General features: G+C 51.2%; 29 protein-coding genes and 2 riboswitches. Of the genes, 18 read left to right on the top strand and 11 right to left on the bottom strand.

The window, feature by feature from the left end; genetic code table 11:
* Positions 1-4 precede the first annotated feature (4 nt).
* From B0X71_RS16075 to B0X71_RS16065, 3 genes are all read left to right on the top strand, one after another.
* Entirely contained in the window at positions 5-727 is a 723-nt protein-coding gene (locus B0X71_RS16075; protein ID WP_077590373.1) for an amino acid ABC transporter ATP-binding protein, read from the top strand.
* Positions 728-859: 132 nt separating this feature from the next.
* Positions 860-1,285, top strand: a complete 426-nt coding sequence (locus B0X71_RS16070) for a CBS domain-containing protein (RefSeq protein ID WP_077590372.1) — start codon at positions 860-862, stop codon at positions 1,283-1,285.
* Positions 1,286-1,421: 136 nt separating this feature from the next.
* Positions 1,422-1,721 carry a cupin domain-containing protein gene (locus B0X71_RS16065; protein ID WP_077590371.1) on the top strand — a complete coding sequence of 100 codons (300 nt, stop codon included), beginning with the start codon at positions 1,422-1,424 and terminating at the stop codon, positions 1,719-1,721.
* A 97-nt stretch (positions 1,722-1,818) separates the two neighbouring features.
* Here B0X71_RS16065 and B0X71_RS16060 read toward each other — a convergent pair whose 3' ends face one another.
* Entirely contained in the window at positions 1,819-2,541 is a 723-nt protein-coding gene (locus tag B0X71_RS16060; protein WP_232336718.1) for a DUF6904 family protein, read from the bottom strand.
* Between the two features lie 6 nt (positions 2,542-2,547).
* Positions 2,548-3,255, bottom strand: a complete 708-nt coding sequence (locus tag B0X71_RS16055) for a pseudouridine synthase (RefSeq protein WP_077590369.1) — start codon at positions 3,253-3,255, stop codon at positions 2,548-2,550.
* A gap of 190 nt (positions 3,256-3,445) precedes the next feature.
* Between B0X71_RS16055 and adh the strand changes: the two genes are divergently transcribed.
* The 4 genes from adh (at position 3,446) to B0X71_RS16035 (ending at position 6,332) form a co-directional block, all read left to right on the top strand.
* Positions 3,446-4,966, top strand: coding sequence for an aldehyde dehydrogenase (gene adh, locus B0X71_RS16050; RefSeq protein ID WP_077590368.1), 1,521 nt, complete (start codon positions 3,446-3,448; stop codon positions 4,964-4,966).
* Positions 4,967-4,986: 20 nt separating this feature from the next.
* Positions 4,987-5,352, top strand: a complete 366-nt coding sequence (locus tag B0X71_RS16045; protein WP_077590367.1) for a DUF779 domain-containing protein — start codon at positions 4,987-4,989, stop codon at positions 5,350-5,352.
* Positions 5,353-5,563: 211 nt separating this feature from the next.
* Complete coding sequence (locus B0X71_RS16040; RefSeq protein ID WP_232336717.1) at positions 5,564-5,752, top strand: hypothetical protein; 189 nt, start codon at positions 5,564-5,566, stop codon at positions 5,750-5,752.
* Entirely contained in the window at positions 5,745-6,332 is a 588-nt protein-coding gene (locus tag B0X71_RS16035; protein ID WP_077590365.1) for a Fic/DOC family protein, read from the top strand. Before B0X71_RS16040 ends, B0X71_RS16035 begins: the two co-directional genes overlap by 8 nt.
* 106 nt (positions 6,333-6,438) lie before the next feature.
* Here the strand turns inward: B0X71_RS16035 and B0X71_RS16030 are convergent, their stop codons facing one another.
* Together B0X71_RS16030 and B0X71_RS16025 are read right to left on the bottom strand one after the other, a co-directional pair.
* On the bottom strand, positions 6,439-7,254 hold the full coding sequence (locus B0X71_RS16030) for an AAC(3) family N-acetyltransferase (RefSeq protein WP_077590364.1): 816 nt from the start codon (positions 7,252-7,254) through the stop codon (positions 6,439-6,441).
* A 63-nt stretch (positions 7,255-7,317) separates the two neighbouring features.
* Positions 7,318-7,824, bottom strand: a complete 507-nt coding sequence (locus tag B0X71_RS16025) for a DUF421 domain-containing protein (protein WP_077590363.1) — start codon at positions 7,822-7,824, stop codon at positions 7,318-7,320.
* 106 nt (positions 7,825-7,930) lie between these two features.
* Here B0X71_RS16025 and B0X71_RS16020 point away from each other — a divergent pair, with 106 nt between their 5' ends.
* Entirely contained in the window at positions 7,931-8,653 is a 723-nt protein-coding gene (locus B0X71_RS16020; protein WP_077590362.1) for a sulfite exporter TauE/SafE family protein, read from the top strand.
* A 78-nt stretch (positions 8,654-8,731) separates the two neighbouring features.
* On the opposite strand, the gene B0X71_RS16015 is transcribed toward B0X71_RS16020, so the two are convergent.
* The gene (locus B0X71_RS16015; protein WP_077590361.1) at positions 8,732-9,196 is read right to left on the bottom strand and encodes a competence protein ComK; all 465 of its coding nucleotides are present in this window, start codon (positions 9,194-9,196) and stop codon (positions 8,732-8,734) included.
* 267 nt (positions 9,197-9,463) lie between these two features.
* Here B0X71_RS16015 and B0X71_RS16010 point away from each other — a divergent pair, with 267 nt between their 5' ends.
* Positions 9,464-9,952: a sigma-70 family RNA polymerase sigma factor gene (locus tag B0X71_RS16010; RefSeq protein WP_077591046.1), complete on the top strand. Its 489-nt coding sequence runs from the start codon at positions 9,464-9,466 to the stop codon at positions 9,950-9,952.
* 73 nt (positions 9,953-10,025) lie between these two features.
* Here B0X71_RS16010 and B0X71_RS16005 read toward each other — a convergent pair whose 3' ends face one another.
* The 3 genes from B0X71_RS16005 to B0X71_RS15995 all read right to left on the bottom strand — a co-directional run bounded on the left by B0X71_RS16005 (position 10,026) and on the right by B0X71_RS15995 (position 13,480).
* Positions 10,026-11,075 carry a winged helix-turn-helix domain-containing protein gene (locus B0X71_RS16005; protein ID WP_232336716.1) on the bottom strand — a complete coding sequence of 350 codons (1,050 nt, stop codon included), beginning with the start codon at positions 11,073-11,075 and terminating at the stop codon, positions 10,026-10,028.
* A 217-nt stretch (positions 11,076-11,292) separates the two neighbouring features.
* On the bottom strand, positions 11,293-12,429 hold the full coding sequence (locus tag B0X71_RS16000; RefSeq protein WP_077590360.1) for an RNA-guided endonuclease TnpB family protein: 1,137 nt from the start codon (positions 12,427-12,429) through the stop codon (positions 11,293-11,295).
* Between the two features lie 121 nt (positions 12,430-12,550).
* Positions 12,551-13,480: an acetamidase/formamidase family protein gene (locus B0X71_RS15995; protein ID WP_077590359.1), complete on the bottom strand. Its 930-nt coding sequence runs from the start codon at positions 13,478-13,480 to the stop codon at positions 12,551-12,553.
* A 129-nt stretch (positions 13,481-13,609) separates the two neighbouring features.
* Between B0X71_RS15995 and B0X71_RS15990 the strand changes: the two genes are divergently transcribed.
* On the top strand, positions 13,610-14,479 hold the full coding sequence (locus tag B0X71_RS15990) for a YihY/virulence factor BrkB family protein (protein ID WP_077590358.1): 870 nt from the start codon (positions 13,610-13,612) through the stop codon (positions 14,477-14,479).
* Positions 14,480-14,540: 61 nt separating this feature from the next.
* On the opposite strand, the gene B0X71_RS15985 is transcribed toward B0X71_RS15990, so the two are convergent.
* The 3 genes from B0X71_RS15985 to B0X71_RS15975 form a co-directional block, all read right to left on the bottom strand.
* On the bottom strand, positions 14,541-15,926 hold the full coding sequence (locus B0X71_RS15985) for an LLM class flavin-dependent oxidoreductase (protein ID WP_077590357.1): 1,386 nt from the start codon (positions 15,924-15,926) through the stop codon (positions 14,541-14,543).
* A gap of 28 nt (positions 15,927-15,954) precedes the next feature.
* Entirely contained in the window at positions 15,955-16,500 is a 546-nt protein-coding gene (ssuE, locus tag B0X71_RS15980; RefSeq protein WP_077590356.1) for an NADPH-dependent FMN reductase, read from the bottom strand.
* A gap of 91 nt (positions 16,501-16,591) precedes the next feature.
* Positions 16,592-16,697, bottom strand: a riboswitch (SAM riboswitch).
* A gap of 100 nt (positions 16,698-16,797) precedes the next feature.
* Entirely contained in the window at positions 16,798-17,961 is a 1,164-nt protein-coding gene (locus B0X71_RS15975) for a pyridoxal phosphate-dependent aminotransferase (RefSeq protein ID WP_077590355.1), read from the bottom strand.
* A gap of 89 nt (positions 17,962-18,050) precedes the next feature.
* Here B0X71_RS15975 and B0X71_RS15970 point away from each other — a divergent pair, with 89 nt between their 5' ends.
* From B0X71_RS15970 to B0X71_RS15940, 8 genes are all read left to right on the top strand, one after another.
* Complete coding sequence (locus B0X71_RS15970) at positions 18,051-18,842, top strand: carbon-nitrogen family hydrolase (protein ID WP_077590354.1); 792 nt, start codon at positions 18,051-18,053, stop codon at positions 18,840-18,842.
* A gap of 47 nt (positions 18,843-18,889) precedes the next feature.
* Positions 18,890-18,996: riboswitch (SAM riboswitch) on the top strand.
* Between the two features lie 72 nt (positions 18,997-19,068).
* Positions 19,069-20,082, top strand: coding sequence for a methionine ABC transporter ATP-binding protein (locus B0X71_RS15965; protein WP_077590353.1), 1,014 nt, complete (start codon positions 19,069-19,071; stop codon positions 20,080-20,082).
* Entirely contained in the window at positions 20,072-20,743 is a 672-nt protein-coding gene (locus B0X71_RS15960) for a methionine ABC transporter permease (protein WP_077590352.1), read from the top strand. The genes B0X71_RS15965 and B0X71_RS15960 overlap by 11 nt, the downstream gene beginning before the upstream one ends.
* Before the next feature lie 12 nt (positions 20,744-20,755).
* Complete coding sequence (locus B0X71_RS15955) at positions 20,756-21,595, top strand: MetQ/NlpA family ABC transporter substrate-binding protein (protein ID WP_077590351.1); 840 nt, start codon at positions 20,756-20,758, stop codon at positions 21,593-21,595.
* A gap of 22 nt (positions 21,596-21,617) precedes the next feature.
* The gene (locus B0X71_RS15950) at positions 21,618-22,703 is read left to right on the top strand and encodes an iron-containing alcohol dehydrogenase family protein (RefSeq protein ID WP_077590350.1); all 1,086 of its coding nucleotides are present in this window, start codon (positions 21,618-21,620) and stop codon (positions 22,701-22,703) included.
* 155 nt (positions 22,704-22,858) lie between these two features.
* Entirely contained in the window at positions 22,859-24,238 is a 1,380-nt protein-coding gene (locus B0X71_RS15945) for a PfkB family carbohydrate kinase (protein ID WP_332309454.1), read from the top strand.
* Entirely contained in the window at positions 24,235-24,375 is a 141-nt protein-coding gene (locus tag B0X71_RS21030; protein WP_156889892.1) for a hypothetical protein, read from the top strand. Before B0X71_RS15945 ends, B0X71_RS21030 begins: the two co-directional genes overlap by 4 nt.
* A gap of 16 nt (positions 24,376-24,391) precedes the next feature.
* Positions 24,392-24,841, top strand: a complete 450-nt coding sequence (locus B0X71_RS15940; RefSeq protein ID WP_077590349.1) for an OsmC family protein — start codon at positions 24,392-24,394, stop codon at positions 24,839-24,841.
* Positions 24,842-24,869: the final 28 nt, after the last annotated feature.

Raw genomic sequence — 24,869 nt, 5'->3', positions numbered from 1 at the left:
AAACATGATTATTGGAGAAGACATCCATAAGTCTTTTGGCGACCTGGAAGTGCTGAAGGGCATCGATCTTCATGTCCAGCCCCAGGAAGTGGTCGTCCTAGTCGGCGTCAGTGGATCAGGAAAAAGTACATTGCTCCGGTGCTTTAATTTTCTGGAGATGATCAACAGCGGCAAGATCACAATCGACGGGAAGTCCGTGAATCCGAAAAAAGACAATCTTTCTGAGATCCGAGCGGAAGTCGGCATGGTTTTCCAGCACTTCAATCTCTTTCCGCATAAGACAGTGCTGGAGAATGTGATGGAAGCGCCGATCATCGTGAAAAAGGAAAAGAAGGAAGTCGCGGAGAAAAAGGGCCGGGAACTGCTGGATAAAGTCGGACTGGCCGATAAGGCAGACGTGTATCCGAGCAAGCTATCCGGCGGACAGAAGCAGCGGGTGGCAATCGCCCGGGCGCTGGCAATGGAGCCGAAAGTACTGCTGTTTGATGAACCGACATCGGCCCTTGACCCTGAGCTTGTCGGGGAAGTGCTGCAGGTTATGAAACAGCTTGCACAGGAAGGTATGACCATGGTAGTTGTAACGCATGAGATGACATTCGCGAGAGAAGTCGCGGATCGCGTCATCATGCTCGATAAAGGGACGATCATTGAATCTTCCGATCCGGTGACATTCTTCGAAAATCCGAAGAACGAGCGGACAAAGCAATTCATTCAAATGGTTAAGTAAGGCAATACGATCAGACGGAAAATGGTTCCAGCTAGTCAACTGGAACCATTTTTTTATTTTTCGCAAAAAAATGTTTTGTTCGGGCTGTAAAGGCAAAAGGATACTAAGTTCAATTCTGAAGGAGGCAAATCCATGAAAGTCACAGAAGTCATGACCAGAAATGTGGAAACTTGTTCGCCTCAAACGTCACTGCAGGAAGTTGCGGCACAAATGAAGGACTTGGATGTCGGATCCATTCCAGTAACGGATAATGATAAATTGATCGGTATTATCACGGACCGGGATATCGTGATCCGCGGCATTGCCGAAAAAAAATCACTGGATCGCCCGGTCTCGGAAATTCTGTCTGCTGAGATGGTCACCGGGTCTCCTGATATGAGCACTGAAGATGCGGCGGAAAAAATGGCTGACCATCAAATTCGCCGCTTGCCAATCGTAGAGAACGAAAAAGTGATCGGTATTGTAGCGCTGGGTGACATTGCAGTAAAAGATAAGACGTACAGTAATGCGGATATTGCATTGGATGAAGTATCAGAACCGGCAGAGCCTGAAAGATAAACAAGACCCCATCATCAGCCGCTGATGATGGGGTTGTCTTTTCTCTCCGGGCAACAGCTCCTATGTTTAGAGTAGGCGGCTGGCAAGAAATACTATTCAATAGCGGCACCAATTCCATCAGAAGGAAGTGAACTGCATGAAAGTGATCGAGACTCCATCTTATTTGGATGAATTGCCGAAGCATACAAGCACCGTTTTGGAATTTGCAAAAACCAATGTACTGAACATTCAATTGAAAGCCGGTGAGTCCATTCCTGAACATAAATCCGATGCCGATGTATTGATTGTCGTGCGGCGGGGGGCAGTGACTTTTACTGTGGGAGGAGAAACAGTGGAACTGACAGCCGGAAAACTGCTGCTGTTGGAACCTGGTGAACTTCATGATCTGCTGGCACAGGAAGACACCGACTTGCTTGCTGTTCAAATCGGCCGTTAACATTTAGATTTCCGCATACCGACAGAGAAGTAAAGGCATGACCGGATAAATTCATCCGGCCATGCCTTTCATGCTTCCTGGAACCGGTGACGGCTGATCACCAATTGATGTTTTCAGGGTATTCCCGGCCAATGCGGATTTCATGGATCGACTGTTTGCCGGGACCGGCTGCCCGAAGAACTTCACTGCGGAATGCCTGGTAATCCTTATCTTGCCGGGCGACTTTTACGGCAATTGCCGGCAGAATTTTTTCCCGGTCCGCTTTTTCCATGTCGATTATTTGCAGGTTCAGCATATCGATATACTGAATGGCGTATTCCTCAACCGAGGAAGGGCCGGAGAATGCTTCCCGTACCGTACTGAATACCTCGTCCGGCACATGGCCCTGCAGGCAGTCCAACACAAGTGACTGGAATTTTGCGATGACTGGCAGGTTCAGGTCCCAGTCGGTGTGACCCTGTTCTTTTGCATAAAGGACCGCAAAGTCCTTCAGCGCCAGTACGGCGAATAATACTTCCGGCCATAGCACCTCCGCCGAAAAATAGATATTTTTAGCGGGGGCGATGAACCCGTGCTGCACTTTCGTATGTTCATGCAGCCCATTAAAGACCGACTCGATATTGCGGTCGCCTTGTGCCGCATGCCTGATTTCATAGCACATTCCCAGAATCCGCATGCGGGCACCCTGATAATCATAATACTTCCCTTCTTCGCCGATCACCCGGTAGATGGCCATGTTCAGCTCATCGAGATCAAAATAATCGCCGCTTATTTTTACTCCTGCCTGGTTCGGTGTTGCTGTAATGGTCAGCACATGCATTCCTCCTTAGCGTTTTGGTTCATACTTCAATTCCTTGAAAAGTTCACGTCGTTCCTGGTTGGTGAGTTCACGCCATTCCCCGGTTTTCAGGTCACCGAGATGAATATTCATAATGCGCATTCTGCGGAGTGCCCGTACTTCATATCCAAGAGCGGCACACATCCGGCGGATCTGGCGGTTCAGCCCCTGTTTCAAAATAATCCGGAACTTATGCTTCCCGACCCGTTCGGTTTTTGCAGGCAGTGTTTTCGTATCCAGGATTTCAACTCCTGCCGCCATTTTTTGGAGAAACGCATCGGTGACTGGCTTATCCACCGTCACGATATACTCTTTTTCATGGCCGTTTTCCACTCGTAAAATCTCATTGACGATATCCCCGTCATTCGTCAATAAAATCAGGCCTTCGGATTCCTTGTCGAGCCGGCCCACGTGGAAAACCCGGAGCGGATGATTGACGAAATCGATGATATTGCCTTCAATGTGCCGCTCGGTCGTACTCGTAATACCGACCGGTTTATTGAGCTTGATATACACATACTCTTCTTCCGGAAGATGGACCGGCTGGCCGTCGACGTGCACCAAATCTCCATCCTCCACTTTACTGCCGAGCTCCGCTGGGATTCCGTTGATTGTAACCCGGCCGTCCTGGATGAATTTATCAGCTCCGCGCCGGGAAGTGATGCCGGTCTCACTTAAGTATTTATTGATTCGCATAATGTCGTCCTTTCCTGCGGTTGGTCATAGTTTGAGTATACCCTTAAAGGACTGAAATAAAAAATAACCCGAAAATAGGAAGATTAGTAGTTGTAAAGTTACGATTTTTTTGACAATATAGAGAGGAAGCCTGTATGTAAGCGCATACATGTGCCTGTAATTCATTTATCACAAAGGGAGGAATGAAGGAATGGTATACGCAATACCGAATTCAGAAGGAACGAAAATCATTTTCAAGGATCGCTACGAGAACTTTATCGGCGGCGAATGGCGTGCACCTGCGAAAGGCCAGTACTTTGATAATGTGTCACCTGTGACCGGCAAGCCATTTACCGAAATTGCCCGTTCGACAGCGGAAGATATCGAAGCGGCGATCGATGCGGCCCATGCCGCGTTTAAGACATGGGGCAAGACATCGGTGACGGAACGGTCGAATATTCTTTTGAGAATCGCAGACCGCATGGAACAGAACCTGGAAAAACTGGCTGTCGCCGAAACCTGGGATAACGGGAAAGCGGTGCGTGAAACACTGAATGCCGACCTGCCGCTCGCAATCGATCATTTCCGCTATTTTGCAGGAGTCATCCGGGCGCAGGAAGGATCGATCGGTGAAATCGATAAGGATACAGTGGCTTATCATTTCCACGAACCGCTCGGTGTTGTCGGACAGATCATTCCTTGGAACTTCCCGATTCTCATGGCCACTTGGAAACTGGCACCTGCGCTTGCTGCAGGGAATTGTGTTGTCTTAAAACCAGCCGAACAGACGCCGGCGAGTATTATGGTATGGGCGGAGCTTGTTGAAGATCTCTTGCCGCCGGGTGTGTTGAATATCGTGAACGGTTTTGGTCTGGAAGCCGGCAAGCCGCTCGCGTCCAATCCGCGCATCAGTAAAGTCGCATTTACAGGTGAGACGACAACCGGGCGTCTCATCATGCAGTATGCTTCCCAGAACCTGATCCCAGTGACACTGGAACTCGGCGGGAAATCACCGAACATCTTCTTTAAGGACGTAATGGATGAAGACGATTCATTCCTGGATAAAGCGATCGAAGGCTTTGTCATGTTCGCCCTGAACCAAGGGGAAGTATGTACATGTCCATCCCGTGCCTTGATTCACGAGGACATTTACGATGAATTCATGGAACGGGCACTGAAGCGGATTGAAGCCATTAAAATTGGGGATCCGCTCGATCCGAATACGATGATGGGTGCGCAGGCATCGAGTGAACAGCTCGAGAAGATCCTCTCGTATATTGATATCGGTAAGCAGGAAGGTGCGGAAGTGCTTATCGGCGGCGAACGGAACGTGCTGGAAGGCGACCTCCGCGAAGGATATTACGTAAAACCGACTGTATTCAAAGGCGATAACAAGATGCGCATCTTCCAGGAAGAGATCTTCGGACCGGTCGTATCCGTTACGACGTTCAAGACGAAAGAAGAAGCGATGGAAATCGCCAATGATACACTGTACGGACTCGGCGCCGGTATCTGGACCCGCGACATGAACACGGCGTTCCGCTTCGGCCGCGGCATTGAAGCCGGCCGTGTATGGACGAACTGCTACCATCAGTATCCGGCACACGCGGCGTTTGGCGGTTATAAAAAATCCGGCATCGGCCGTGAGAACCATAAAATGATGTTGGATCATTACCAGCAGACGAAAAATATGCTCGTCAGCTATAGCACAGATCCGGCTGGATTCTTTTGATCTGAAAGGAGAGAGCAGAGATGGTTGAACGCGTCAAAGCGACAGAGGCGGCGCTGGACCTGATTCGGCTGCTGCAGGATAAGCATGGACCGGTCATGTTCCATCAGTCGGGCGGCTGCTGTGACGGCAGTTCACCGATGTGCTTTCCGGAAGGGGAATTTCTGATCGGGGATCAGGATGTGCTGCTCGGGGAAATCGGCGGCAGCAACTTCTATATGCACAAATCCCAATTCGATTACTGGAGCCACACCCAGCTGATCATCGACGTCGTGGACGGCAGAGGCGGCATGTTTTCATTGGAAGGCGTGGAAGGCAAGCGCTTCCTGACCCGGTCGCGTCCATTTTCGGCAGAAGAGACAGAAGCATTGCAGGAACAGAAAATCTAGAAGGAAAAGGGCGGCCGTTCAGGTGCGCCCTTTTCTCGTGGCCTGCAGTTCAAGTCTTAGAAACCCAATGGCTGTATCTGCTGGAACAGCTGTTATTTTTTGAGCGAAAAAAGGGAATACATGTTCTTTTAATGAGAGAGAAACAGCTGATTTTCATGGATGCCAAGCCGGGAAAATGCTATAATGGATGGAACGAAAGGTGGTTGTTCCGTTGACAAAATCAGTAAAGGAAGTCTCTCCGGAAAAGGCTGAACAGGCCTTATTCAGCGCTTCTCATTCACTTGTGACTGAAGGATTTGAAGTATCAGGAGAGGACCGGAATCTTGTACGTCTGTTATTGACCGGCGAGTGGACGGAACGGCAATTTCAGGAAGCCGTAAAAAACCGGTACAATGTCTAAGTACCGGCATACGTCCATGTACTGTTATCCTGGTACAGACGTGCTGGTCAACAAATTCGGCATTCAGGATGAAGAGAAACTGAAGGAAGTGGAGAAAGTCTATACACTGTACCGGCTGTCCGAGCTGTATGTCAGTGAACCGGCAGTCCCGGCGGACCTGAATGCGCTGATTCGAATTCATTATCAGATCTTTCAGGATATCTATGCGTTCGCAGGCGAATTACGGAAAGAAATGATTTCAAAAGGCCACTCGTCTTTCGCGCATCCGGATTTCATCGAACCTCAGCTGAAGCGGATTTTTAAAGAGCTTGAGCAGGAGCGGTATTTAAGAGGGAAAAACAGATACGAAGTGATTCCGCGGCTTGCCTATTACTTGAGCGAATTGAATGCATTGCATCCGTTTCGGGAAGGGAACGGGCGGACCATCCGTGAATTTGCCCGTCAATTGATGTTGGGTGCGGGGCATGAAGTGAGATGGGAACAGGTTGAAGAGCCAGCTTTTATCATTAATGCATTTGTGGACTCATTCTATGGTAATAATGAAAAACTGGAAGGGATTTTAGCGGAGATTATCCAGTAAAAAACCCTGCAGTCATCCTGTGCCATGAACCGAATGTTCATGGTTTTTCTTTTTTTGGCTTGCTTTCACTGCGGACTAAAAAAGCTGACGCCGTTTTTTTCCGGCATCAGCTTTCTTCTTTTGTTGCGGGATGATCTTTCAGCCAGGTAATGCCGAATTCCACAAGTGGCTTCATCGGAATGATGATCGTCTTTGCCTGTCCGAGAAATCCTTCAGTCATGCTGCCCGGGTATGCGGCTGCAATCTCCGGAAATCTGTCGGAATCGGTGTCGACGCAGTCATACGCCCGCCAAACCCGTTGCCCGTTATGCATCATTGCTGCTCCCTGCGGAGAAACTGTCCGATTGTCCTGTGCAAATTCCGCGAAATGCAAGGCCGTGCAGGAATCGAAGCCCACGCCGATCAGCACAATCTTCACGTCGGCTTTCATCATCTTGCCAAGAGGGGAGTGCTCACCGAATGAGTCTTCGAGCGGATGGTCACTCATCCACTCAGCAGCGTGCTGTCCCCACGCCATGAACGAGTGAGCCGGGTGCATGCTGCGGATGGTGCCGGGATGGCGGTGGAAACACTCAGCGATCCGGCCCATTCCGCGAAGTGATGACAGGTGCCGATCATAGGCTGGATAGCTGTCGCGGATAGCCTGATGCCAGTCTTCCGGTACCGGAGGCGCCATCCAGTACATCGGGTCTGAGTTGTCCGGGGACTGGGCCGGCATTACGACGGTTCCCGTTTCGGTGACAGTCTCCAGAAGTGCCTCCACTGCTGCTTGGGCGCCGCCGGCAACCCAGCCAATTGCACTGAGTGATGAATGTACCATGATGGAATCTCCCGCGCTGATGCCCAGAGCAACGAGCTGCTTTTTCAATTTTTGTTTCTCCTGAAATTCTTTCGTCGCCATAATTGTCATCAGTTCTGTCATATCCATTCCTCCTGAAAATACTATAGCACAACAGAAGAAATTCTAAAGACAGTGAAAAAGCCATCAGATAGATGGCTTTTCGACGTTCGAGAGTGTATTGCCGGCAGTTTTTTTGATGATGGACATACTGCCGTCCGTTTCAAGCACGACTGCTGATACTTCATCCAGTGAACCGATCCCTTGGGAACGGATCGATTGCAGGATTTCCACTTCTTCCACCCGCGCTTTTTTCATGGATCCCCTCAGAAAATTTCCTTCTAAATAAAGCAATTGCGGTTCTTCTTTTATCAGCTTGCTGAACCAATCCACCCGCGATGCGGTGAACGTAACTGCAAACTGCAGAAAGACAAGTAAAGCCAGTGCAAGGAGCCCTTCAGGCAAACTGACAGAGCTGCTTAACAAGATGGTCGCGAGCGTTGAGCCCAGCGCAATTGTGATAATGAAGTCGAACGCATTCAGTTTAGACAATGTCCGTTTGCCGGAAATGAGCAAAAAGACGACAAGGCCTATGTAAGCCAGCGTACCGACTGTAAGAATCCGTGTCGCGCTTTGCATAGTGATTTCAAACATAGGTGTCTTCCTTTCATAAGTTTTTTCGATCATTTTTTATAAAAACAATCGTATTTTATTATATGGATTCCAGGCGTATGCTATAGGAAGCAAGGAGGAAACCTCTATGGAATTCATTACCCTATTTTTCATCGGCTTAACAGCAACGACGCTCGGAACAATGGCAGGAGGCGGCGGAATGATCAGTCTGCCGGCCATGTTAATGCTTGGATTACCGGTCCATTCGGCAATCGGAGCCAATAAAGTCTCGAATACCGTTTCTTCGCTGTCGAGTTTTCTGGTGGTATACCGCAGAAAACAAGTAACTTTCAAAGAAGCGCTGCTGGTAATTCCGCTCAGCCTGACTGGCGGGATCATCGGCGGTTCGCTGGCTGTCAGTCTCTCTGAGAAAACGATGTATGGGATGGCCGTGGTCCTGCTGACTTTCGCTTTCATCGTCTCTTTCATCGGTAAGCGGGGATTCAGCGGGGCCAATAAATTCAAACTAAACGGAAAAGGGGGCGCGGGACTGATTGGGACAGGCATGTACGATGGGATGTTCGGTCCCGGAAGCGGCACCCTTCTGATGATGCTGTTCGGCCGGCTTGACCTTTCCTATATGCGTGCGGTCGGACTGAGCCGGATTGCCGTGTTCTCCAGCTGTATTGGTGCTGCTGCGACTTACATTGCGGCAGATAAAATCATTTGGCCCATGACGATTGCGTTGCTCCTCGGTTCATTGAGCGGTGCCCAGGTCGGCGTGCGGCTTGCCGCACTTCTCAAACCGCAATATATCAAGCCGCTCCTGCGGACAGTTACACTTCTGCTCATCATCCAAATTATTGTCTAGCAGGCTGCATAACGGCAAAAAACTCCCTGTCCTTCAGGGAGTTTTTTGTTTTGCTGAAAGTATTGTCCCAGCTGGAGTTTACAGCCGGATGGGGCGGCGGTCCTTGGAGTAGAAGTACAAGATTTCGTAAAGCCTGGATTTCTGTTTCTTTATCGTATGCATGGAAACATTCAATGTGACAGAGATATTCTGTTCGAAGATAAGCCGGGTCTGCATTTCTGCCGGTTCCAGCATGAACTCGTGATTGAATATCCAAGCGCATTCCAGGTGTTTCGGTGACATCGTCGGAAACGCACCAAGGTCATTTGGTGAAATAAGAACGGGTGTCTTCTTGTGCAGGTCCAATGAATAACGGATAGCGGCGACTCGGCCTTCATATGTGGAGGCATAGCGCATGCAGGCCCGGTCAATCAACTGAAGCGGGGTTAATGCGGAATCACGGATACCGTTCCGTGTATAAATTCTTGATCTCATGCCATGTGTAAACAGCGCTGTCACTGCCAGCGTATTGTGATCGATAAACTCCGAATCACATTTCTTCAACCTCATTCCTCCTCCTATCTCCGCTGGTCCGAAGACAGCTTTGCAAGAAAATTCTACCATTTGCTAACTTTTCTCACAATAATAACTTTCCTGAAAATATAGCGTTTTTTGACCTAAAATGCCTCAAAACACGAAGTTTCACCTCCTGAACCGTGCGTTTGTTTTTTGGATTCTTTCTAAATGCGTATTCGCCTGCTCCTGCTTACTTGCTTATGCTTACTGTACCCGGGAATACAGCGGCTCGTGCACAGTCGAATGGACGGACTGATGGAAAGCTTTGAAGAAGTGACAATGCAGTATGAACCGATGATTTCGGCAACAATCCGGCGACTGAACATCTATCGTGATTTTGATGGGTTTCGGCAGGCTGGCCGAATTGCATTATGGCAGGCATGGCGGCGGTATGATCCTTCCAAAGGGGAGTTTGCACCGTTTGCATACCGCAGCATCCAAGGGGCCATGCTGGATGAATTGAAAAGAGAAACGCGGCTGATGGAACGTGAAACAACGGGTGAGACGGCCGTGCTTGAACAGATTCCGGCACCGGTTCGGGAATTGGAGATGCTGCCGGACTGGGTGCAGAAACTGGGACTTTCCAGAGAAGAACTGCGGTTGCTGGAGTACTTATTCATTCAGCGTTTTGCCAATGCGGAAATTGCGGCGGCGTTCGGCATAACATTGGCTGGCATGAAAAAGCGGCGGGAACGGCTCTTGAAGAAAGTGAAGACTTTGCTGGAGGAAGCAGAGAATTTTTAAGATGGCATAGTGAGTCACAGGAAAAGCCCCCGATCAGCTTATATGAGCTGATCGGGGGCTTTTCTAATTGATGTTACTTCTGTTGAGCTGTGGGACGGGCTCCGAAAAACGCATTGAATTCCTTTGAGCGCTTTAGGATCGTTCCGGTTGAAACACCGAATTTCTCACTCAGTTCTTTTTGAGTAAGCTGCGGCCCTGCGATGATTTCCTGATCCTGCAGGAAGCGCCAGAAACCGGCAGCGAGCGTTTCAGATTTCAGAACAGCCGGCTGTTCGTTGACCAGGTAATCGGATAGCATACCGGTTACTTTTGCGGCTGTTTCATCATCAAAATCGCTTGTTGCTACATGTTTCGCCAGTTCATCCAGCACTGCCTGCTGTTCAGGTGTCAGCTCCGACTCGATTTTTTCTTCCTTTGTCGAGCGGTTGGAGAACTGAACGGCGAGTTCAACTGTATTCAGATAATGGCTCGCCAGGTATTCGGCTCCATTTTGTATGCCGGCTTCCGCAACCGCTGCATTGAACTCTTCGAAGAACTGAACAAAGTCACCGACGATTGTCAAATATCCGTTCAGGAACAGGCGGCCGTTTTCACCTGCACGCGGATCAGGGAGCAGAATGGCGATCAGTCCCTGATTTTCTTCCATATCGGTTGGCGGCTCATCCGTTACAGTATACGTATCGCCTGTAAAGGCATCCCGCAACTGGCCGGATTGCTCATTGCCTCCGATGAACTGACCGAGGAACAGCTGGACATTTGTCCAGGAAGCGAGCACTTCCTTCGTCGTCGGCCGCTGTGCAAGGTCCGTCTGTTTCGGGATGAATTCCTGCCACAGTTCCGGTTTTTCCGAGAACAGGAAGTTTTCGATCACGAATGCCTGCGCATCGGTTTCATCCATCGACTGCATCAGGCGGGGCTGCCATTCCTGCTGAAGCTGCCGGAACTCCTGCAGCTGGCTGCGATTCGGGTACTCCGAGAAGAATTGCTGCCGCACTTTGAAAAGTTCGTCTCTCACAAGATCACTGACGGAGGTCGCCTGCTGGATCCCTCCGTGACATTTCTTATACTTTTTTCCGCTGCCGCAAGGGCACGGATCATTACGTCCTACCACATGATCACCCAATCTGTCATTTTCCTTGAGTGTACCATACTATGGCTGATCGGTGAACTACTCCCCATTGAAATGGGGAGCTTCGAAAGGCAATGACCCTCGGCCATGTTTACCGTGATGGGCCTTCCGAACTTTTCTGCACTTCATCGGGTCGTCCCCTTCCCCTTTCGGTTCATTGGTTTTACCGGCCCTCCATGCGCATCGGCCGCTGTTCCAGCGGCAGCGGGGGTTACCCGATTTGTTTCAAGCCTTCACGTAAAATGTTGGCCGCTGCGTTGATGTCGCGGTCGTGCTCGGTGCGGCACGCCGCACAGATCCATTTCCGTTCGTTCAGGTTCAGAAGCGTCTTCTTTTTTCCGCAATGCGAACAGACGCGGGACGTGGCTGTCCAACGGTCGACGAGCAGGACCTGTCCGCCTTTTCTTTCCGCTTTGTACGTCAGGAAACGGCGGAACTGATACCAGGCGGCGTCCTGGATGTGCTTTGCCAGCCGTTTGTTCTTCACCATGCCCCGGATGTGCAGGTTCTCCACGCACACGACTTGGTTGTCGTCGGTGATGCGCTTGACAAGTTTGTGGTGCAGGTCTTTCCGCTGGTTGGCGATGAGCACGTGCAGCTTCGCGATTTTTCGTTTCGTCTTCCCGTAGCGGTGGCTGCTTTTCTGCTGGCTGGCGAGTTTCCGCTGAAGTTTTGCCAGCCGTTTCTGGGCCTTCCCGTAATAGCGGGGATTCGGCTCCTTATGGCCGTTGGAATCGATGAACAGATACGTCAGCCCCATATCGATGCCGATTTTAGCAGAACGCCGATGGACCGGCTTCGCTTTCTCCTTCTCGAACAAAAGCGAACAGGTGATGACGCCCGCTTTCTCGGTGATGGTCGCGCTGCTGATGCGGTGGTTTTGCTTTTTCGCCCGCCGCAGCACGTTTTCCGAGCCTGCACAGGCCACCCAGCCGAGTTTCGGCAGTTTTACCTGCTTGAACTCTGCGGATAACACAATATTGTTGTTCGTCTGGTTCGTTTTGTACGATTGTTTTTTGTGCTTCGACTTGAACACCGGGTAGTTCGCCCGTTTTTCGAAGAAGTTCTGGTACGCCCGGTCGAGATCAAAGACCGCATTCTCAAGCGCAAATTTGTCCACTTCCTTCAGCCATGGGAAGGCCTCTTTCATGTTCTTCAAGAATTCTTTCTGCTTCTTCAAATTCAGCGATTCGTTGCGCCGACCCCACGCCTTGCTTCGCTTGTCGAGCAGGTGGTTGTAAAGGAAACGCCGACAGACAAAGGTCTTTTTCACTTGAATCAGCTGGTCTTCGTTCAACTGCAGGCGAACCTTGACCCCGTAATGGTCGAACTGCTCTCCTTTTTTCATCCAACCGCATCCCGAACACCTGTTTTCTTATCTTCAGTATACCGTTCGGAATTATCGAAATCAAAAGAAAACCGACTCACTTACGCCTCATTGAAATAAGGCGGATGCGCTCGTCATCTCCTCAAAAGTCGGACGATTCTGACTCTCTTCCACTGAGCAGCCGGATGGTCAATGAATCCAGGATATGCTGAGGTACGAAAAAGCGCACGGTCATGAGCGGATCTACGACTTGGCTCACCTGGACATGGCAGGCGGCGCTCATAAGCATCGTCATTTCGCTGACGGAGAGATCCGTGTGCGGCAGCAACAGGTCGATCATCTCTTCTGTAGCAATTTTCACTGCTTCATCAAGCGTCATTGCGGAAACGAGCAGCGCGATGCCGTCTTTATTGGCAAGCAGCGGGTAATTCAAGTGAAGTCCTTCTGTGAGGTCGAGCGTCACTGTTACCCGTCCGGGCACTTCGATCCCCGAGACACTGATTTCACCGTCCCCCATGGCTGCATGGAAGTCACCGGCGGCAAACAATGCGCCTTCTGTGAAGACGGGGAAGTAGACCGCCGCCCCTTCCGTGATTTCTTTTGTGTCCATGTTCCCGCCATGAGCGCCCGGCGTGCCGCAGGATACCGGTTTGCCTTCCGGGGCGACACCGATCACACCGATCATCGGATTCAGCGGCAGGTGAATCTGATCGCTGAATACGGCTTTGCCGTTTTCAATCGGAATGATCTTCGATTCCATCTTTTCCATCCGGTGTCCCATGACGCCGAGATCCGGCCCTGTCACCATGACACCCTGGCTGCCGATTTCAAGTTTATCGATGGATACCCGGAGCACATCACCAGGTTTGGCACCTTCCACAAAAACAGGACCGGTCGCCGGGTTGATGCGGTCCCAGTCAATTGCTGCCACTTCCTGATCAGCTGACTGGATCTGATCTGTGAAGCAGTCGTATGTTTCAAGCGTCACCGTGCTGCCCGGGGAAACGTGCAGCACCGGTTCATTGGCTGCCGAGAATGCATAAACGGCATCTTTTTTCGCTACAGTATTCATAGAGGTCTGCCTCCTTTTGGACTATTGCAATAATTGTACCAAGCGCTGTCTTCATTGGCAAAACTGGAACTGGTGCCGCTTGTTCGCTACTATGGAAATAAGAATGGGAAAAAGAACGGAGGAGTGTGAATGAATTTATTCAAACGGACCGGCCGGCGGTTCTTCAAAGATCATTATTACGACAGGGCCGCGCAAACGGCTTATTATCTGCTTGTTTCCATCTTACCGTTCCTTATTTTCATGCTGTCACTCATCAGTTATTTTCCGGTGGACCAGGAAGCGGTGCTGAACTTCATCGAACCATTCGCGCCTGGCGAATCGTTTACACTCATCGCTGATAACGTAAGGGTAATTCTCGATGAAGGGAAGGGGCGGATCCTGTCCGTTTCCCTGATCAGTGCTTTTTGGGTCAGCTCCATGGCAGTCCAGTCATTGGCCCGCACATTGAATCATGCTTACGGGGCACCGAGCAAACTGCCATTTCTTAAAGGTCTTGCCCGGGATCTGAGCATTACGTTTCTGTTTATGATCATCGTTCCGGTCTCGCTGTTGCTGCCGTTCGCAGAGCAGTGGCTGCGCTGGGCTGCTGATTACTTGAATGTGCTCGATGAATGGTCCGGTGCGCTCTATGTCTGGCGGATCATCAAATGGGGACTTGGCACGCTGTTCATTTTCCTGTTTTTCCTCGTATTTTTCCGGGTTGTGCCAAACCAGCCCATCCGGTTCAGCACCGTCCTGCCAGGTGCGATTTTGTCGACAGTCGGTTGGCAGATTGCGTCCCTGCTGTTTGGCTATTACACGGCTGAAGTGAGCTACTCCCGCCTGTATGGGCAATTGTCCGGAATTATTGTGTTGGTCGGCTGGTTCTATCTGACGGCGACGATCGTGCTGTTTTCCGGATTGCTGAATGCGGAGTACTTGCAGAGAAAGCAGGACATCAAGTATGGAATGCGGTCGCATCCGCCGAAAAACACCCGGCTGGAGACCGATAAAACATGAAAGTTTCAGTTTGATGCCAAAAGGCGGCCCGGAACAGTTCCGGGCCGCTGTTTGGCTGTGTTTATTTATTTATGGCCAGCTGCTGCCAGGCGAATTGCTTGCCCGGGTGCCGGTCCGGTAGACGGTCACCTTCACCGAACAAGCTGTCGCGAAGGGAAGTGCCTTCGTATTCCGTCCGGACCAGTCCGCGTTCCTGAAGGATCGGGATGACAAGTTCGATGAAATCCTTGAAAGTTCCCGGTGTGATCGCATAAGCGATATTGAAGCCGTCAACTCCCGCTTCGTTCACCCATTGTTCCAGTGTGTCGGCGATCTGCTCGGGAGATCCGACGGTGTACGGGCCAAGTCCGCCGATGCCGACGAATTCCTTGATATCGTTGACGGTCGGTTTTTTGCCTGGAATGATTTTCGTGAAATTCTCGAGCGCCGACTGAATCGCATCGTTTTCGATATACTCGAGGGGCTGATCCGGTGCGTAGGCGGACAAATCAATGCCGGTCCAGCCGCCGAACAAGGCGAGTGCGCCTTCGTGGCTGATGTGCTTTTTATAGTCGTTGAATTTCTCATGTGCTTCTTCCTCTGTTCTTCCGACGATCGGTGTCAGCAGGCTGAGAATCTTGACATCCTCTTTGTTCCGCCCCGCTTTTTCCGCTTCTGCCCGTATTTTTTGGACAGACCCTTTGGCTGCTTCGATATTGGGCGGACCGATAAAGACGCATTCGGCGTGTTTCCCGGCAAACGCCACGCCCTTTTTGGAAGCACCTGCCTGATAAAGGACAGGCGTGCGCTGTGGGGAAGGTTCCGTCAAGTGAGCACCCGGAACTTTATAATAATACCCTTCGTGGCCGATATCATGGACCTTTGAAGGATCCGTGTAGACGCCATTCGCTTTATCGAGGATGACCGCATCGTCCTCCCAGCTGCCTTCCCATAATTTATAGGCGACTTGAAGGTATTCTTCTGCAATGTCATAGCGCTCGTCATGCTTGATCTGATCTTCTTTACCGATGTTAACGGCTGCACTTTTCAAGTAAGAAGTGACGATGTTCCAGCCGACACGGCCGTTCGTTAGGTGATCGAGTGTCGACATGCGGCGGGCGAACGTGTAAGGGTGTTCGTGTGTGACCGAAGCCGTTACACCGAACCCTAAATGCTTAGTCACAGCTGACATGAGCGGCACGACCAACAGTGGATCGTTGACAGGTGATTGGGCGCCTTGCCGGACCGCAGCATCACGGGATCCGTCATAGACATCGTAAGTGCCAAGGACATCCGCTAGGAAAACGGCATCGAAATTGCCTTTCTCCAGCAGCTTCGCCAATTCAATCCAGTATTCACTGTCTTTATATTTATGAGATTCGTCCTCCGGATGTGTCCACAGTCCGGGCGATTGGTGTCCCGCGCAATTCATATCGAATGCGTTCAAGTAGATCCGTTTATTGGTCATGTATGATTCCTCCTTTTGCTCGTATGTGCTATCGCAGGCTTTCCTGCTGTTTACCGATGATTTTCACAAAATAGGCGAGCTGCTTCGTGAGCCGCTGCCGGACGTCATCTTCCAGGATCGGCTGCGCCGGGTTCGACTTGTCGATTTGGCTGTCCACCAGATAAACGCCTTTCAGGTTTTGCCCTTTCAATGTGGCGAGCAGCGGTTTCAGCGAATATTCGAGCGCAAGCAGGTGATTCGGACTGCCGCCGGTCATCAATGGCAGGACTGGTGTATCCTGCAGCGCGTCCTGCGGCAGCAGGTCAAGCAAGGCTTTCAGGACGCCGGAATAAGCTGCCTTATAGACGGGGGAACCGACAATTACGCCACTCGCGTCATGGATCAACGTGCTGATTTCCGCAATGGCCGGGCTGTCGAACCTGCCGGTGAATAAATCCTCCTGGGGCACATCCCGGACTGATAAATGGGTGACGGAAAAGCCTTCCTGTTGGAGCAGTGAACCTAAATAATGCAGAACGGTTTCCGACCGTGAAGATTCGGACGGACTCCCGGATAATATGACGATTTCACTCATGTTCATCTTCCTTTCTTTAGTGGGCTGAAAAATAAAAGCCCTCTTTTTCTCCGGTTAAGAGAAAAAGAGGGCAGTGGGTCGCATTATGCTGCTCTTATCTCTCAAGAATAAATCTTGCTGGAAGTAGCACCTTTCTGACGATGTCAGAGGTTGCTGAAGCGTCAACGGGCCAGTCCCTCGGCTTCTCTCGATAAGAAATTATTAAATTTAAAACCTATCATAATGCTAGGAATTGAAGATGTCAACACTTAGTTTATAATTTTCTGAACAGTTAATCGGAAAGCCGTATCCGGCCGGTCAAAATAAATCCAGTTTGGCAATTCGCTGCATCGCTTCTGCGATCCGGTCTTCATCCACAAGGAGGCCGACCCGGACGTAGCCTTCGCCGCCCGTTCCAAACCCGCTGCCAGCCGCTACCGCGACGTCGGCTTCTTTCAATAACCGGTCAGCGAATTGAACGCTCGTGAGCCCTTCCGGAACCGGGAGCCAGGCAAAGAAGGACCCTTTTGGTGCATCGAAATTCCAGCCGATGCGCGCACCTTCCCGCACGAGCGTTTTCCGGCGGCGGTCATACAATGCGACTAGTTCATCGACAGGTTCCTGACTGCCGCTCAATGCGGCTGCCGCTGCATGCTGAACCGCAGGGAACAGACTGACGAATAAATGATCCTGAATCAGATTGAGCGCTTCGATAAATTGCGCGTTACCGACCGCGAAGCCGACCCGCCAGCCGGCCATATTATACGTCTTCGACAGCGTGTACAATTCGACGCCGATGTCTTTGGCGCCTTCGGACTGCAGGAAGCTCGGCGGTTTAATGCCGTCAAAGCCGATTGCGCCATAAGCGAAATCGTGCACGACACCGATGTCGTGCTTCTTCGCGTATGCGACTGTGTCATTAAAGAACGACTGGGTGGCAGTCGCGCCGGTCGGGTTGTTCGGATAATTGAGATACAGCAGCTTTGCCTGATCACTGATGGATTCAGGAACGGTGCTGTAGTCGGGAAGGAAATTATTTTCCCCGGTCAGCGGCATTGTTTCATATTGCACACCGGCGAGGGCGGTGCCCGACAGGTAATCCGGATAACCCGGATCCGGCAGCAGCATCAGCTCGCCTTCATTCATAAGGCATAGCGGAAGCTCGACCAGTCCGATCTTCGTGCCGAACAGGACAGCCACTTCGGTGGCGGGATCAATATCAACATCGTATTCCCGCTTATAAAAGGCAGCTGCTGTTTCTTTTAATTCATCGGTGCCGCGAAACGGGGAATATTTGTGCGATTGCGGATCCGCTGCTGCGTCCTGCAGCGCTTTTACGATATGAGGCGGTGTCGGCTGATCCGGATTGCCCTGTCCAAGGTTGATGACATCCCGTCCTTCTGCGACAGCCTGCCGGACGTCTTTCGTCAGCTTGGCGAAAAATTGGGTCGGCAATTGCTGCAGCCGGTTAGAAAATTCCATATTGCTAAACCTCCATTTGTCAGAAAAGTTGCATGTGTACTCAGAATCTTATACATTTTACGTAGCATTGTCTACTGGAGGCGTATAAATTGAAAATAGCTTGCATACAAATGGATATCGTATTCGGCGAACCTGAAACGAACTTTGCGCACGTGGAAGAACGGATGCGGGAAGCGGCAGCGAACGGGGCGGACGTCATCGTGCTGCCCGAGATGTGGAATACCGGATACGCGCTGACGCAGCTTGAAGAACTCGCGGACAGAGATGGAAAGGCGGAATCTTTCCTGGCGGCGTTTGCCAAAGAGCATGGCGTTCACATCGTCGGCGGATCCGTATCGTCGAAGAAGAATCATGGATTTACAAATACCATGTACGTAGTAAACAGCAGCGGTGAAACGATTGCGGAGTATGACAAAGCGCACCTGTTCGGACTGATGGATGAGCACATCCACTTGGAATCGGGTGAGTCGGCCAATTTGTTTGAGCTGAACGGCATTCCGGCCGGCGGTGTCATCTGCTATGACCTCCGATTCCCGGAATGGCTCCGGCGCCATGCGCTCGAAGGAGCGAAAGTGCTGTTCGTACCGGCGGAATGGCCGGCGCCACGCATTGATCACTGGCGCATTCTGCTGCAGGCGCGGGCAATCGAGAACCAATGCTTCATTGTGGCGGTGAATCGGGTCGGCAGTGATCCGGCCAACGAATTCGGCGGTCACTCGATGGTCATTGCCCCGTGGGGTGACGTGCGGATGGAACTCGGGACCGAAGAAGAAATCGGCTATGCGGATATCACATTGGACGAAGTGGACGAAGTGCGCGGGCGGATTCCGGTGTTTGATGACCGGCGGGAATGGATTTATTCGAGTATTTTGAAAAAGTGATTGACACTGCGGAAAAAAGTGAGTAAGATAATCAACAATTGCATACGATCTTATCGAGAGAGACCGAGGGACAGGCCCTGTGACGTCCGGCAACCCCCAGCAATGGGAAGGTGCCAAATCCTACAGAATGCATCCGCATTCTGAGAGATAAGTCGAGAACTTAACCGTTTCGATGCCTCTTTCTTGATTAAAAGAAAGGGGCATCTTTTATTTTTGGGGTGAAATTATGATTGAGATTGAACAACTGACGAAAACATATAAAACGAAATATGGAACCGTGACTGGTGTGGACAATGTTTCCCTGACGGTCGGGGAAGGGGAAATCTTCGGGATCGTCGGGTATTCCGGCGCCGGGAAGAGTTCACTCATCCGCTGCATCAATTTACTGGAACGTCCCACTTCAGGTGTGATCCGGATTGGCGGGACCGATTTGACGAAACTGGGCAGCGGCCAATTGCGGAAATCCCGACTGAAAATCGGAATGATCTTCCAGCATTTTTATTTGATCAGCCAAAAAACGGTCTACGACAACGTTGCATTCGCACTCCGGGCTGCGGGTACACCGGCAAAAAAGATCCGGCCCCGGGTTGAGGAATTGCTGGAGATGGTCGGTCTGGCAGATAAACGGGATGTTTTTCCGGGTCAGCTGAGCGGCGGCCAGAAGCAGCGGGTGGGAATTGCCCGGGCGCTCGCGAATGATCCGACAGTGCTGCTGTGTGACGAAGCGACATCAGCGCTGGATCCGAATACAACGCTTTCGATTCTCCGCCTGCTGAAGGAAATTAACCGGAAGCTGAACATTACGATCGTGCTTATCACGCATGAAATGAATGTGGTGAAGGAAATTTGTGACCGGATGGCCATCATGCAAGGTGGACGTGTAATTGAAGAAGGAGCGGTCTACGATGTGTTTGCGAGTCCGCAAACAGAGCTGACCAGGGAATTCATCTCAAGTGTGGTGTCATTTGATGTGCCGGAACAGGTACTGGCCTCCGTACGGGGTACCCTCGTCCGCGTGTTGTTTAAAGGAGACGTCGCCGGAGAGGGCGTCATTGCAGACATGCTGCAGCGGCATGCGGTAAAAGGGAATTTCCTTCATGGGGCCATTGAATACATTCAAGAGAGACCGCTCGGCATCTTTATTATGGAACTCACAGGTGAACGGGGAGCGGTCACCGATGCCCTTGAGTATCTGCAGAGCCGACGGGCAGCAGTGGAGGTGATGAATCATGGGCGTTGAATGGGGACGCATTATCGAGCTGATGCCGGATATCCAGCAGGCATTTTTTGAAACGCTGATCATGATCAGTATTTCCTTCGGCGTTGCCTTCCTTATCGGTTTGCCGCTCGGAATCCTGCTTTTTGCAACGGATAAAGGACTGTTCTGGGAGAACCGGTTTGCCAAGTCGGTAATTGGATTCATCGCCAATATGATCCGGTCGATTCCATTCATCATTTTGCTGGTGGCCCTGATTCCACTGACGAACCTGATTGCCGGAACGACGATCGGCCCATATGCGGCAAGCGTGTCGCTATCGGTCGCAGCCATCCCGTTTTTTGCCCGGCTTGTTGAAACATCGTTCCGGGAAATTGATAAAGGCGTTATTGAAGCCGCCATTGCGGTGGGGGCGACGCCATTCATGATTATCAAGGATGTGCTGCTGCCGGAAGCAAAACCGAGTCTGATCCAAGGGATTACGCTCACATTGATTAGCCTTATCGCATACTCTGCGATGGCAGGCGTGGTCGGAGGCGGAGGCATCGGCGACCTCGCGATCCGCTTCGGTTATTACCGGTATGACAACACCATCATGATTGTGACCGTCGTCATACTTATTGTGCTCGTTCAGCTGATTCAGCAAGCGGGCGACTGGACATCCAAAACAATCGATAAACGATAGGAGAGAATGAAAATGAAAAAATTCGGATTGGTATTGACAGCAAGCGCATTGGCCCTCGCCGCGTGTGGGGAAGAGGAAGCGGCGGAAGTTACTTCAGAAGCAGGAGTTGAAGGGGAAACGCAGGCGATCACGCTTGGTGCGACGGCCGGACCCTATAGTGACATGCTGAACAAAGCGATTGTTCCGCAGCTTGAAGAACTGGGCTATGAAGTAGATGTACGGGAATTCAGCGATTATATCCAGCCGAACATCGCACTCGACAACGGCGATTTGGATGCGAACCTGTTCCAGCACACAGTTTATCTGGAAAGCTTTGAAGAACAGCACAGCATGGACTTGTCGGCACTCATTATGGTTCCGACCGCACCAATGGGGATTTATTCGAATGTTTTTGATTCAATCGATGCCATTGAAGATGGTGCTACAATCGCCATTCCGAATGATCCGGTGAATGCAGCCCGTGCTTTCCTGATTCTTGAGGATGAAGGCCTGATCCAACTTGACCCGGAAGCGGAGACACTGACGGTATCCGAGCAGGATATCATTGAAAACACGAAGAATCTGAAATTCCAGCCAATTGATGCCGGCCAGCTGCCGCGGGCAGTGGAAGGATCTGATCTGTCAGCTGTTCCGGGAAATTATGCACTTGCTTCAGAAATGGACCTGCTGGATGCATTGGCACTTGAGAACATGCCGGATCAGTACCGTAACGTGGTCGCCGTGACAGCTGACAATGAAGACAGCGAACTCGCAGCGGATCTGGTGGAAATTGTGGAATCACCGGAATTTGAAGAAGTGATCGATGCAGAATTTGAAGGCTTCGGCAAGCCGGAGTGGATGACAGAGGAATAAACGGACGGAGAGAGGTGCAGCGATGGAAAACCTGATTGTGCAGGGAGCGCCGAATGCGTATATATGTGAAACGGGTGCTTTGAGCAGATTGGAAGCGCATTTGACCGCTCTCAACTATAAAACTGTGTTGGTCATCCATGGGAAAAAGTCGTGGGAGTCAGCCAGCCCTTATTTCCCGTCGTTTGAACAGATTGATGCTGTGTTCATCCAGTATGGCGGGGAATGTTCACTTGCGGAAATTGAACGTATCGCATTGCGTGCCGGACAGGCAGACGCCATTATCGGAATCGGAGGCGGGAAGATTTTGGATTTAGCAAAAGCGGCAGCCCGTGTTGCCGGCAAGGAAACAGTACTGATTCCGACAGTTGCTTCCAATTGTGCTGCCTGGACACCGCTCAGTGTGATTTATGATGCCGGCAAATATGTCCGGTTCGACATCCACCCCAAAAATGCATCACTGGTCCTGCTGGAACCGGATATACTTTTACGGGCACCAGAGGAGATGCTGGCGGCCGGCATTGGAGACACAATCGCCAAATGGTATGAGTCGGATGTGCAGTTTCGAAAACTGGATACCTTCACAGCTCCAGTTACAATCGCCCGGTTTGCAGCTAAACTTTGTTATGATGAACTGCTCGTGCATGGAGAAGCGGCAATGGCCGCAGCCCGGCAAAAGGAACTGAACGACAGCTTCATCAAGACAGCTGAAACGATCATCATGACAGCGGGAATGGTTGGCGGGTTCAGTGATCCGTCCCGGATCGTTGCGGCAGCACACGCTATTCATAACGGATTAACGGCACTTGATGAAACTCATCATGTCCAGCATGGTGCGAAAGTGGCGTACGGGATTTTGATTCAATTGGTTCTGGAAGACCGCTGGGATGAAGCGGGTAAGCTTGCCGGATACTTTCGGCAGATTGGTCTCCCGACATCGCTAAGAGATTTGGGGATTGGAACAGTGACGGAAGAATCACTGCAGCCGGTGGCGGAAAAAGCGACAGCCAAAAACGAAACCATTCATAATCTGCGGAAGGATGGAGTAACGGCTCGGGAAGTTTTGCATGCGATGCTGACATATGAAAAGTACACGGCTCTTGTCGGTTAACCAAGTCAATTCTAAAGAGAGTATGTACAGCTGGGACTCATGTTGCCTCTTCCTTTTGAATAAGAAAATCAATTATTTACAGTCAAGTCCGGGCGATTTATCGTCCGGATTTTCTTGTGGTAGAATAGCAGGAAACAGTGAAAAAGAGGGCAGATATGCATATTCGACAAATGGAACTGCAAGACAGGGAGATGTGGCTTGAAATGCGGCGACAGCTGTGGCCGCATTGCCCTGAAGAAAAACACCAAGCGGAAATCGGGGAACAGTTGAATTCGGACAATCTGACCGCATTCTTGGCAGAAAAGGATGGAGAGGCAGCCGGTTTCCTTGAAGTATCGATTCATGGAAATGCACATGGAGAAGCCGGCTGTTGCGGATATATGGAAGGCTGGTTTGTCCGGGGAGAATGCCGGGGGCAAGGGGCCGGCCGGCGATTGGCGGAAGCGGCAGAAATCTGGGCTGCCGCCAGAGGCCTGAACCGGATGGCCTCGGACTCGGAAGAAGACAACGAGCACAGCCGGCATGCTCATGCCGCGCTCGGCTACCGGGAAATCGCTGTCCGTGACGGGGAAGCAAAGTTCATCAAGGATATAAAAAGTATCGTAACCTATGGGGATGCCTTTATCGATTATTTCAGCAAAGGGACGGACAACACTGAGTTCAGCCGGCATCTCGGCGGCGCAACGGTTAACGTGGCAGCTGGTGCCGGTCGGCTTGGCCTGCCGTCCGCTTTCATTACGGTGACGGGAGACGACGGGGATTCCCGGTTTTTCCGGGAGCAACTGGAACAGGAGAATGTGAATCTGGCATTCGCTGTGTCGGTGCCTGAAAAACGGGTGAGCGGCGTTTATGTGCATCTGACGCCGGAATTCGACCGGGTCTTCGCATCTTACGAAAACGAAACGCCGGACATCCAAGTGGCACCGGCCGATTTATCAGCGGCAGCTTTCGAGACAGCCAGCGCTTTTCATTTCTGTTCCGGCACTATGTTTCAGCCGACGGCATTGGAAACGACGCGGTCCGCTGTCCGTCTTGCCAAGCAATATGGCGTCCTTTGTTCACTGGATGTCAATATCCGGCCCCTCCGATGGGACAGCGAAGACCAGTGCCGCCGGACGGTAAATGAATTTTTGCAGCAGGCGGATATCGTAAAGATGACAGTAGAAGAATTGGCGTTTTTAACCGAGACCGAGTCGATTGATGAGGGGCTTCGCCGGCTGGCGGGATTCAAGATTCCGCTGCTGTTCATTACGGACGGTGAGAATGGTACGCGTGCTGTGAGTGGCAGTGAGAGCATCCATGTACCGGTGGTGCCTGTGCCGCCGGTCGATACGACAGGTGCCGGGGATGCATTTGTGGCAGGCGTACTGCGGCATATCCACCTGTACGGACTTCCGGGAACGCGGGAGGAGATCATTCGCTGTGCCGCTTTCGGCAATAAACTCGGAGCCTTGTGCACGACGAAAAGAGGCGCATTGACGGCGATGCCGAGACTGGAAGAAGCACAGGCTTTTTTGGAAGGAGAAGTGGAATGATTCTGATCATGGGCATTGCGATTATCGTCATTATGCTGCTGACGACGGATAAGCGGGACAAGCATTTGAAAGATATCAAGGAGCAGAATGAAGAGATCATCAAACTATTGAAGGAAAGCAATTCCAAAAACGTTTGAGACAGGAGAGATGCAGATGGCAATCCATAGTTTTCACTTAAAGGCCGATTGGCCGGGCAACCGCAACGATATCGGCACCATTGAAACCGGGAATTTGAAGACGCAGATTTCTATCCCGCCGGAAATGGACGGACCCGGTGTCGGAACCAATCCGGACGAGATGCTTCTGGGCGCTGCTGCCACTTGTTACATCATCACGCTTGCAGCGATGATGGAACGCAGCAAGCTTGCCAAAGAATCATTGACGATGGAATCGGAAGGGCTTGTTGATGTGACGAACGGCATTATCACATACAAGACGATCATCCACCGGCCGCGCATTGTGCTGAAGGCGGACGCATCCGAAAAGGATGTTGCGCTCTGTCAGCGGCTCGCGGAAAAAGCGGAAAGTTCCTGCATGATCACCCGTGCGATTCAAGGGAATGTGGAAGTGCGGCTGGAAGCGGACATCTTAACGGGGACATAAAAGACAGCCGCATGCAGCCTGCGTGCGG

Source organism: Planococcus lenghuensis (assembly GCF_001999905.1).
Lineage (GTDB): Bacteria > Bacillota > Bacilli > Bacillales_A > Planococcaceae > Indiicoccus > Indiicoccus lenghuensis.
This window is presented reverse-complemented; position numbering and strand designations above follow the sequence as displayed.